Annotated in this window: 9 protein-coding genes; 2 read left to right on the top strand and 7 right to left on the bottom strand. The window is 67.7% G+C overall.

Annotated elements, in window-relative coordinates:
* Positions 1–96: 96 nt before the first annotated feature.
* Genes A5784_RS32600 through A5784_RS32580 form a run of 5 tightly spaced genes read right to left on the bottom strand, consistent with a single transcriptional unit; the run spans position 97 to position 6,161 of the window.
* On the bottom strand, positions 97–903 hold the full coding sequence (locus A5784_RS32600) for an HpcH/HpaI aldolase/citrate lyase family protein (RefSeq protein WP_064948989.1): 807 nt from the start codon (positions 901–903) through the stop codon (positions 97–99).
* A gap of 51 nt (positions 904–954) precedes the next feature.
* Entirely contained in the window at positions 955–1,443 is a 489-nt protein-coding gene (locus A5784_RS32595) for a MaoC family dehydratase (RefSeq protein WP_064948988.1), read from the bottom strand.
* On the bottom strand, positions 1,440–2,603 hold the full coding sequence (locus A5784_RS32590) for an acyl-CoA dehydrogenase family protein (protein ID WP_064948987.1): 1,164 nt from the start codon (positions 2,601–2,603) through the stop codon (positions 1,440–1,442). The genes A5784_RS32595 and A5784_RS32590 overlap by 4 nt, the downstream gene beginning before the upstream one ends.
* A complete protein-coding gene (locus tag A5784_RS32585) occupies positions 2,600–4,591 on the bottom strand; it encodes an acetyl-CoA carboxylase biotin carboxylase subunit (RefSeq protein WP_064948986.1) in 1,992 nt (663 codons plus the stop codon). The genes A5784_RS32590 and A5784_RS32585 overlap by 4 nt, the downstream gene beginning before the upstream one ends.
* A gap of 7 nt (positions 4,592–4,598) precedes the next feature.
* Complete coding sequence (locus A5784_RS32580; protein WP_197514961.1) at positions 4,599–6,161, bottom strand: carboxyl transferase domain-containing protein; 1,563 nt, start codon at positions 6,159–6,161, stop codon at positions 4,599–4,601.
* Between the two features lie 60 nt (positions 6,162–6,221).
* Between A5784_RS32580 and A5784_RS32575 the strand changes: the two genes are divergently transcribed.
* Positions 6,222–6,818: an SACE_7040 family transcriptional regulator gene (locus tag A5784_RS32575; protein ID WP_064948984.1), complete on the top strand. Its 597-nt coding sequence runs from the start codon at positions 6,222–6,224 to the stop codon at positions 6,816–6,818.
* Here A5784_RS32575 and A5784_RS32570 read toward each other — a convergent pair.
* On the bottom strand, positions 6,815–8,671 hold the full coding sequence (locus A5784_RS32570) for an alpha/beta hydrolase family protein (RefSeq protein WP_197514958.1): 1,857 nt from the start codon (positions 8,669–8,671) through the stop codon (positions 6,815–6,817). The two genes, A5784_RS32575 and A5784_RS32570, sit on opposite strands and share 4 nt — an antisense overlap.
* 78 nt (positions 8,672–8,749) lie before the next feature.
* Here A5784_RS32570 and A5784_RS32565 point away from each other — a divergent pair, with 78 nt between their 5' ends.
* Positions 8,750–9,526 carry an MmpS family transport accessory protein gene (locus A5784_RS32565; protein ID WP_064948983.1) on the top strand — a complete coding sequence of 259 codons (777 nt, stop codon included), beginning with the start codon at positions 8,750–8,752 and terminating at the stop codon, positions 9,524–9,526.
* Between the two features lie 9 nt (positions 9,527–9,535).
* On the opposite strand, the gene A5784_RS32560 is transcribed toward A5784_RS32565, so the two are convergent.
* Positions 9,536–10,831 carry an MFS transporter gene (locus A5784_RS32560; RefSeq protein WP_064948982.1) on the bottom strand — a complete coding sequence of 432 codons (1,296 nt, stop codon included), beginning with the start codon at positions 10,829–10,831 and terminating at the stop codon, positions 9,536–9,538.
* Positions 10,832–10,834: the final 3 nt, after the last annotated feature.

Here is a 10,834-nt window from a genome sequence, read left to right as displayed (position 1 = left end):
GAACCCCACCCCCCCCCCCCCGCCCCCCACCCCCCTTTTTCCGGCCAAAAACTGGGTTGCGGGCGACTGCTCGCCAGGGGAACTAAGCCACGGGAACTAGGGGGCCAGGGCGACGATGCGTTCTGCGCGCCGCAGCACCGGCATGTCGACCATCAGGCCGTCGTGCTGGAACACACCACGCTCATTTGCCACGCGGTCGAGGACGGCCCGCGCCCACTGGATCTGCTCATCGGTCGGGGTGTAGCCGGCCCGGATCACCGCGACCTGGGACGGATGAATCGCCACCTTGGCGTCGAACCCGACCGCCACCGCGTCGTCGACCTCGGCCCGCAGCCCATCGAGGTCCTTGATATCCAGATACACCGAGTCGAGTGCCAGCTTGCCGAACGCCTTGGCCGCCAGCAGCGTCTGCGACCGGACATGCTGCGCCACGTCGCGATACCTGCCGTCGGGCCACCGGTTGGCGGTGCCGCCGGTGACCGCGAACAGATCCTCGGCGCCCCACATCACCGCCGACGCATTGTCGGCCTGCACGAGGTCGACGACGTTGAGCGCGCCCAGCGGCGTCTCGATGAGGACCACCACATCCAGCGGCGCCAGTGCGCGCACCTGGTCGCGGTGCTCGGATTTGGCCAGCATCACCGTGGTGTAGTCGGTCGCAGCCACGGCCTTGAGGTCGAGTGCATGATCGGCCGTGGCGGCCGGATTGACCCGCACCACGGTGCGGGCCGGGTCCAGTCGCGTGTCGATCAGTGCCTGCCGCGCCGCGGGGCGGTCCTTGGCCGCGACCCCGTCCTCGAGATCGAGGATCACGACGTCGGCTGCCGCCGCGGCCTTTTCGAATCGCTCGGGCCGGTCGGCCGGGCAGAACAGCCAGCCGGGGCCGTTGTTCGACAGTGTCATTTTGTTCCTCGCGTCCGCCCTGCCATCACTGCTCCTCGCGTCCGCCTGCCATTACTGCTCGCCTTCTGGGCGCATCCGCACCATCGTCTTGCGCGACGCGGTCGCGACGATGTCGCCGTGCTGGTTGCGTCCCGTGTGCGCGAACGTCACGATGCCCTCCCCCGGGCGGCTCTTGGACGCGCGTTTCTCGGTGATCTCGGTTTCGGCGTACAACGTGTCACCGTGGAAAAGCGGTTTGGGAAAAGCGATTTCGGAGAACCCGAGGTTCCCGACGATGGTGCCCTGAGTGAGCTGCGCGACCGAGAGACCGACCAGCGTCGACAACGTGAACATCGAGTTGACCAGCCGCGCGTGAAACGGCGGCAGCGCGTCGGAGAACGCCGCGTCGAGATGCAGCGCCTGGGTGTTCATGGTCAGCGTGGTGAACAGGACATTGTCAGCCTCGGTGATGGTGCGGCCCGGCCGGTGCAGGTAACGCACGCCGGTCTCGAACTCCTCGAACCACAGGCCGCGCTGCTCGATGACTTTCAGTTCGCTCACAGACCGGTCTCCCGCGCGATCAGCATCAGCTGCACTTCGGTTGTGCCCTCACCGATTTCGAGGATCTTGCTGTCGCGGTAGTGCCGCGCCACCGGATACTCGTTCATGAATCCGTAGCCGCCGAACACCTGCGTGGCATCGCGGGCGTTGTCCATCGCGGCCTCACTGGCGACCAGCTTGGCCACCGCGGCGGCCTTCTTGAACGGCTTGCCCGCGAGCATCAACGCCGCGGCGTCGTAGTAGGCGGCCCGGGCAGTGTGCGCGCGGGCCTCCATCCGAGCGATCTTGAAGGCGATGGCCTGGTAGGTGCCGATGGCCGCGCCGAACGCCTGACGTTCCTTGGCGTACTTGACGCATTCGTCGACGCATCCCTGTGCGACACCGACCGACAGCGCGGCGATCGCGATGCGGCCCTCGTCGAGGATGCGCAGGAAGTTGGCGTAGCCCCGGCCCCGCTCACCGAGCAGGTTCTCGGCAGGCACGCGGACGTCGTCGAAACTCAGCGGATGCGTGTCCGACGCGTTCCAGCCGACCTTGTTGTACGCCGGCTCGGCCGTGAAGCCCTTGGTCGGGACCGGCACCAGGATCGACGAGATCTCCTTCTTGCCACCAGGCTTCTCGCCGGTGACGGCCGTAACCGTGACGAGCTTGGTGATGTCGGTGCCCGAGTTGGTGATGAACTGCTTGGAGCCGTTGATCACCCAGCTGTCGCCGTCGAGCTTCGCGGTGGTCTTGGTGGCGCCTGCGTCGCTGCCGCCGCCTGCTTCGGTGAGCCCGAACGCGCCCAGCGCCTTGCCGCTGGCCAGCAGCGGCAGCCACTCCTGCTTCTGCGCGTCGTTGCCGAAGCGGTACACCGGCATCGCGCCCAGCGACACCCCGGCCTCAAGGGTGATCGCGACACTCTGATCGACCTTGCCTAGTTCCTCGAGCGCGAGGCACAACGCGAAATAGTCCCCGCCCATGCCGCCGTACTCCTCGGGGAACGGCAGGCCGAACAGGCCCATGTCCGCCATGCCGTCGATCACCTCGTACGGGAACGAGTGCTCCTCGTCGTGCTTGGCGCTCACCGGTGCGACCACGCTCTGGGCGAAGTCGCGCACGGTCTTGGCCAGCTGCTCGTAGTGGTCGGGCAGCGTTCCGGTGGAGAGAAAGTCGCTCATTGGTGGGTCTCCTTGATTGCAGCGGTGATTCGGGCCAGCGGCTGACCCACTTTGACCTGGTCGCCGACGGCGACGAGTAGTTCGACGGTGCCGTCGACCGGGGCGGTCAATGCGTGTTCCATCTTCATGGCCTCGACGGTGACGACCATGGCACCGGCGGCGACCGCATCGCTGTGGTTCACGCCAACGGCGACAACCGAACCCGGCATCGGGCTGATCAGCTCGGCGTCTCCGCTGTGCTCGTCATCGGGGCGTACCGGCGCCTCGCGCACCTCTTCGACCGTCCACACGCGCCCACCCCCGGTCAGCCACAACCGGCCGTCGGTGGCGGCGACGAGGTACTCGGTGCGCAGGCCGTCCAACGTGACGGCCAGCAGCCCGTCGTCGAAAGCTGCGCTGACGGTGTGGTTTCCGCCGTTCTCGACGACCGCCGTGGCCCGGTCCGGGGTTCCGGTGAGATAGACGTGATCGGTGCGGCCGGTGGCCTGCAGCCGAAACGCCGCGGGCGCGCGTCCGCCGACGCGCCAGCCGGACGGCACCTGCCACAGGCTGTCGCCCGCCTCCGACCAATGCCGCAGCCACAGATACGACGCGGCCGCGATCAGCTGTTCGTCTCCGACGGCGGCCGGGGTGAAATCGGGTGCGCGGCGGTCCAGCAGACCGGTGTCGAGCCGGCCTGCGGAGACGTCGGGATCGGCCAACAGGAAGCGGAGGAATTCGGTGTTGGTGGTGACGCCGAGGACCGCGGTGTCGGCCAGCGCCCGGTCCAGCGTGTGCAACGCGGCAGCGCGTTCATCGCCGTATGCGATGACCTTGGCGAGCATCGGGTCGTAGTCGCTGCCGACGACGGTTCCGGCCGCCAGACCCGAGTCGACACGGACGCCGGCTCCGGTGGGTTCGCTCAGTCCGAGCACCGGCCCCCCGGTGGGAAGGAAGCCGTTGGCGGGGTCCTCGGCGTAGACGCGGGCCTCGACGGCATGTCCGGTCATCACGATGTCGTCCTGGCTCAGTGCCAGCTTTTCGCCTGCGGCGATGCGGATCTGCTGCTCCACCAGATCGATACCGGTGACCATCTCGGTGACCGGGTGTTCAACCTGCAACCGCGTGTTCATCTCCATGAAGAAGAACTCGTCGGGTTTGTCTGCGGAGACGATGAATTCCACTGTGCCCGCGCCGGTGTAGTCGACACTGCGCGCGGTATCGCACGCGGCAGTACCGATCCGGGCCCGCGTGGCGGGGTCCAGCAGCGGAGACGGCGCTTCTTCGATGACCTTCTGGTGGCGGCGCTGCAGGCTGCATTCGCGCTCACCGAGGTGGATCACGTTGCCGTGGCCGTCGGCGAGGACCTGGACCTCGATGTGCCGGGGCCGCAACACGAACCGTTCAAGGAACAGCGTGTCGTCGCCGAACGCGGCAGCGGCCTCACGGCGCGCGGACGCCAGCGCACCCGGCAGTTCAGCCGCCTCGTGCACTACTCGCATGCCCTTGCCGCCGCCGCCGGCGGACGGCTTCACCAGCACCGGGAAGCCGACCTCGGGAGCACCGCCGATGAGATCGTCGTCAGTGAGGCCTGGACGCGAGATACCCGGCACGACAGGAACTCCGAAGGCCGACACCGCGGCCTTTGCCGCGATCTTGTCGCCCATGGTGGCGATCGCGGTGGCCGGCGGCCCGATGAACACGATGCCCGCGGCCTGTAGTGCAGCGGCGAATTCGGCGTTCTCGGAAAGGAATCCGTAACCCGGGTGTACAGCTTGGGCTCCGGTGCGGCGAGCGGCGTCGACGACGCCGGCGATATTGAGGTAGCTCTGCCGTGCCGCCGCCGGGCCGATGCACACCGCGACATCGGCTTCGAGGACATGCCGCGCGCCCGCGTCGGCCTCGCTGAACACGGCAACCGATCGGATGCCCATCTCGCGCAGGGTACGGATGACCCGCACCGCGATCTCGCCGCGGTTGGCGACCAGCACTGTGTCGAAAGTCGTCATCTCTGCCTCACATCCGGAAGACGCCGTAGGAGACCGGCTCAAGCGGTGCCTGGCCGACAACCGAAAGAGCAAGTCCGAGAACGGTTCTGGTGTCTGCGGGATCGATCACGCCGTCGTCCCAGAGCCGCGCCGTCGAATAGTAGGGATTGCCCTGGTGCTCGTACTGCGCGCGAATCGGCGCCTTGAACTCTTCGGCCTGCTCATCGGTCATCTCACCGCGCACCGTGGCCAGCACCGACGCGGCTTGCTCGCCGCCCATCACAGAGATACGGGCATTGGGCCACATCCACAGGAAGCGCGGCGAATACGCCCGGCCACACATGGAGTAGTTCCCAGCGCCGTACGAGCCGCCGATCACGACGGTCAGTTTCGGCACCCGCGCGCACGCCACCGCGGTCACCATCTTGGCGCCGTGCTTGGCGATGCCGCCCGCCTCGTAGTCGCGACCGACCATGAAGCCGGAGATGTTCTGCAGGAACAGCAGCGGGGTCTTGCGTTTGTCACACAGTTCGATGAAATGCGCACCCTTGAGCGCGGATTCGCCGAACAGCACACCGTTGTTGGCGATGATGCCGACGGGGTGGCCGTGGATCCTGGCGAAGCCGGTGACCAGCGTGGTGCCGTATTCGGCCTTGAACTCGTTGAACCGGCCGTCGTCGACGATCCGGGTGATCACCTCGTGCACGTCATAGGGCACCCGGGGGTCGACCGGGACGACGTCATAGAGCTCGGTTTGATCGGCGACCGCATCGACCGCGGGCGCCACCGCCCATGGTGGCGCCTGGGCGGGCCCGAGTGTCGAGACGATGTTGCGCACGATGCGCAGCGCGTCGCGATCATCGTGCGCCAGATGGTCTGTGACACCGGAAATCTTGGAATGCAGGTCGCCGCCACCGAGATCCTCGGCGGTCACGACCTCGCCGGTCGCGGCCTTCACCAACGGCGGACCACCCAAGAAGATGGTGCCCTGGTTGCGAACGATCACCGCCTCGTCACTCATGGCAGGCACGTATGCACCACCGGCCGTGCATGATCCGAGCACGGCAGCAATCTGGGCAATGCCCTTGGCGCTCATGGTGGCCTGGTTGTAGAAGATCCGGCCGAAGTGCTCGCGGTCCGGGAACACCTCGTCCTGGCGCGGAAGGAACGCGCCTCCTGAATCGACCAGGTAGATGCACGGCAGGTTGTTCTGCAGCGCGATCTCCTGTGCCCGCAGGTGCTTTTTGACCGTGATCGGGTAGTACGTACCGCCTTTGACCGTTGCGTCGTTGGCGACGATCACGCATTCGCGGCCGGACACCCGGCCGATGCCCGCGATCATTCCGGCGCCCGGGCACTCGTCGTCATACATGCCGTTGGCGGCCAGCGGGGCGATCTCCAGGAACGGGCTGCCCGCGTCGAGCAGGCCGTCGACCCGATCGCGCGGGAGCAGCTTGCCCCGGCTGACGTGTCGTTCCCGGGCCCGCTCCGGTCCACCGAGGGCCGCTGTGGCGAGTTTGGTGCGCAGCTGCGCGACCAACGCCAGATGGTCGTCTGTATGCGATGACAAGGCAGCTCCATTTGAGTTAATCGTGACTAACTCGTGGTATGTTAGTCACGATTAACCGAGTTGTCTACCCCCGGAGGCGCCATGACGAACAGCGCCGTCACCCGACGCAGCCAGGCCAAATCCGATCGCCGCAGCCAGCTGATCGCCGCCGCGGAACGCCTGGTGGCCGAACGCGGCTACCTTGCGGTCCGACTGGAGGACATCGGCGCAGCCGTCGGTGTCAGCGGGCCCGCGATCTACCGGCACTTCCCCAACAAGGAAGCGATGCTGGTGGAACTGCTGGTCGGCATCAGCACCCGACTGCTCGCCGGTGCGCGCGACGTCATCGCCAAAGACGACGACGCCCGCACGGCACTCGACGACCTCGTCGACTTCCACCTGGATTTCGTATTCGGCGAACCCGACCTCATCCGCATCCAGGACCGCGACCTGGCCCATCTCCCCGACACCGCGGCGCGCCAGGTCCGTCGCTCGCAGCGGCAGTACGTCGAGATCTGGGTTTCGGTGCTGACCCGGCTCGACCCGGAGTTGGCAGAAGACGACGCCCGGGTGATGGCGCACGCTGCGTTCGGGCTGCTCAACTCGACCCCGTACAGCGTGAAACCCGCTGCGCCGAAGGCGCGTTCACGTGAGGTGCTGCGCCGGATGACGCTCGCGGCGCTGCACGCCACCCGTTAGTCGGCGAACGCCGCGAGCAGCCACTTCGTCATCGCCTCGCCCAGCACCGCCCGGTTCTCCCGTTTGACGATCTCGTGGCCGTCGTCGTCGAACATCAGCAACTCCACCGTCCGGCCCAGCGCACGCAGCGCGTCGTACATCTGCTCGGACTCCCCGACCGGAACGTTGGTGTCGTGGGCACCGTGGACCAACAGCAGCGGCGCCGTCAGCGCGGATGCCCGCGACAACGGCGAGAGCTGCTCCAACAGTTCGCGATCGGCAACCGGATGCCCATACTTGGGATGCGCCGCGGCGGCGATCCACGGTTCGGTGTTGCGGTAGAAGGTGTTCAGATCGCTCATCCCGCAGATGCTGATGCCCGCGGCGAACAGATCGGGATGAAACGTCAACGCCGCCTGCGTGAGGTACCCGCCGTAGGACCAGCCGCTGCAGGCGATGCGATCGGCCCGGGCATGTCCGCGTTCGACCAGATACTTCACACAGTCGGCCACATCGTCGATGGCAGCGAAGCGCAGTTCCCGGTCGTCGGCGTGCATGAATGCCCTGCCGAATCCTCCGGAGCCCCGCACGTTCGGCGTCAGCACCGCGATACCTGCCTCCAGCAGCCGCGGATAGAACTCGTTGTAGTCAGGCCGGGCCTGTCCTTCCGGACCGCCGTGCAGAAAGATCATCGCGCCGATCGGCTCCCGGTCGGGCCGGTACAGCCAGGCGTTGAGCTCCAGCCCGTCGCGCGCGGTGATCCGCTCCAAAGTCGGTGTGCCGGTGAGCGGCCCGAGGCTGGGCCGGCGGTCGATCCGTTCCCATTCCCTCGTCCGCGGGTCGACCAGTTCCACGGTCGGCGGCAGGGATGGCCCCTGGACCGTCATCGCGACCATGGAACCACCTGCGCTGATACTCAATTCGCTGGCCACCATGCCGGGCAGCGGGATCGGTTCGGACAGGGTCTCGTCGGCGTACTCCAGGATCTGCAGTTCGCTGCAGCCGTCGATGTTCCACAACATCGCCACCGTCGACAGGTCGTCGCTGACCACGAACTCGTCGAGCTCATAGCCGGGCCGTTCGGCGACGACGTGATACGACACGCCTTCGGCGGTCACCGTGACCTCCATCAGCCGCGCGTGAGACGTGCCGTTCTCGCTGCGGATGAGCGCCCGCACATAGCCTTCCGAACTGCCCAGCGGGTAGTGCTTGGCGGGTTCGATCAGCGCGGTCTCCCCCTCCAGACCGCTGCGCATCCGGCGCGGCTGATGGTCGTCGAGAATCACGCCTGCATCGGTGGTGGACCCGGGGTCGAACGGCAGCAGCGCGATCTCCCGCTGACCCCACAGCATGATCAGTTCGCGATACCCGCGGGGTCCGACCCGCACCAGCGACGCACCCGCCCACGAGTCGACGAGACGGCCGGCCGACCGCCGGTCGAGCACGGTGGTCTCACCGGTCGCCGGGTCGATCAGGCACGAACTGCCGACGCCGTCGTCACCGGTGAGGATGGCCGCCACGTGCGTACCGTCCCAGCCGATCAGTTCGGCGGTGCCCTCTGGCGCGTCCGCCGGCCAGATGTCGACGCGGCGGGCGTCGCGGTCGTCAGGATCGGTTGTCACCACCCAGATCTGGGTGCGGGTTCCGCCTTCGGGGGCGACCTCGCAGGCCAGCCAGTGCCCGTCGGCCGAGTGGATGACCCGTGTGACCGGACCCACGACGGGCAGTTCCACGTCACGAGACGAGCTGGCCCGCCAGCCCCGGAGGAACCTCTGTACCGCGCGCGGGTAGCCACCGTCGTCGACCAGGTGGGCGAACGCCGTCGCATCCGGCGACAACGACGCGCCGTAGTTCACCCGAACGTGCCGCTCCACTCCCCGCACTCCTCTCCGTCACTGTCTGTGCAAGCACACTGAGCGCCCGCACAGGTACCCTGCTGCCATGAGGTGGGCATGACCGATTCACCACGCCGCGAGGGTTCTGATCCGACCCAACCGCTCGGCAGCGGATACCCGGTGGACTATCCGGAGCCGGCCTACGCCGACCAGCCTCCGTATCAGCCACCCGGTTATCCGGCCGGGCCGAACTCGACGTCGAATCCGACCCAGCAGCTGCCCCCCTACCCTTCCTATGGGTACGGCCCCAACGCAACCGGGCAGTACGGGACGGGCTACCCGCCGCCGGGTCAGCCTCCTGCCCCGGAGCCCGATGACGACAAGCCGAGGATGTGGCTGTGGATCCTGGCCGCGGTGGCCGTGCTGCTCGTCGTCGGCTTGGTCATCGCCCTGGTCATCATCAACAGCTCGCAGCAGGAAACCGTCGTCGCCCCGCCGGTGAGCCCGCAACCCAGCGCGACCACCACCCGCAACACTCCGACCACGACATCGCGCACCCCGAGCCCCACCGCGGCGCCGCCGGTCACCACACCCACCTCGCCCACGACGTCGTCGGCGCCGGGCGCCACCGACACCGTCACGTACTCGGTCACCGGGGAGGGCCGGGCGATCAACATCACCTACATCGACACCGGCAACATGCTGCAGACGGAGTTCAACGTGATGCTGCCGTGGAGCAAGCAGGTCGAGCTGCCGCAGCCAGCCTCCCAGAGCGCGAGCATCACGATCATCAACTTCGGCCCACAGATCAGCTGCTCGGTGACCGTCAACGGGGTGCAGACCGTGCAGCGCACGGGGACCGGCCTGACCGTGTGTGCCGGTGCGGCGCCCTGACCTGCGCGCTTACACCGGATCGTGCACGCGCTGGGGCACGCGAACGGCCAGCATGGCCGCCAAGCCCAGCGCCAGCACGAGGCACAGCCCACCCATGCCTGCCCGGTCGGCGCCGAACGCGTCGATAAAGGTGAAGAACAGCCACGGCGCCAGGAACGACACGGCCCGCCCTGTCGTGGTGTAGAGGCCGAACGCCACGCCTTCCTTGCCCTCTGCGGAGATCCGCAACATCATCGTGCGCGCCGATGACAGCGTCGGCCCGATGAACAGGCACAGCAGCAAGCCACACACCCAGAAGGCCACCGGCCCCGACAGCGACAACAGCGTCAATCCGACGGCGATCAGACAGGCCAGCGAGGCGACGATGACGGGCTTGGAACCGACCCGGTCGTCGAGCATCCCGCCGACGACCGACCCGAACGCCGCGATCACGCACGCGCTCATGCCGAACAACAACACGTCCGCCTCGGACACGCCGTAGGCGTTGACGCCGAGCACCGCGCCGAACGCGAACACGCCTGCCAGCCCGTCGCGGAACACCGCGCTCGCCAGCAGGTAGTAGACGACGTTGTGATCGCGACGCCATTCGCTGCGGATCTCGTCCCACAGCTTGCGATACGCACCGAAGAGGCCAACCCGTTCGATCGGCGGCCCGTCAGTCACCCTGGGCACGACCACGAACACCGGCAGGGCGAACAGGACGAACCACGCCGCGGTGAGCAGCATCACCGCCCGCACGTTCTGCCCGTCATGCGCCGGGATGTCGAGTAGCCCGCGGGTGTCGCCGGTACCGGCGATGAACCCGACATAGGCCAGCAGCAACAGCACCACGCTGCCGCCGTACCCCAGCGCCAAGCCCAGTCCCGAGATCCGCCCGGAGGTCTCCGGTGTGGACAGCTGCCGCAGCATGGCGTTGTAGGGCACCGTGGCGAGCTCGTTGCAGGCAGCCGTGCACGCCAACAACACCAAGCCCGGCAACAGGTAGCGGTTGTCGTCGCGGATCAGGCTCATCGCCGACGTCAACACCACGGCCGCACCGGTCATCACCGCCAGCACCCGGCGCCTGCGCTGTGGCGCGTCGACCCAGATTCCGGTGGCGGGCGCCAGCAGCGCCACCACCAGACCCGCGACCGTCATGGCCCGGCCCAGCCAGCTCGCCGGCGTCGTGTCGCCGGGAAGGCCCGCTCCGACGCTGCCCGTCAGGTACACCGAGAACACGAAGGTGACGACGATCGCGTTCAGGCCCGTCGCGCCGCAGTCCCACAAGGCCCACGCGACCACCCGCGCCCGCCTGGGGTTGATCATGAC

Source organism: Mycobacterium sp. 852013-50091_SCH5140682, assembly GCF_001665685.1.
Lineage (GTDB): Bacteria > Actinomycetota > Actinomycetes > Mycobacteriales > Mycobacteriaceae > Mycobacterium.
The sequence above is the reverse complement of the archived record's forward strand: the minus strand, read 5'-3'. Positions and strand labels throughout refer to the sequence as shown.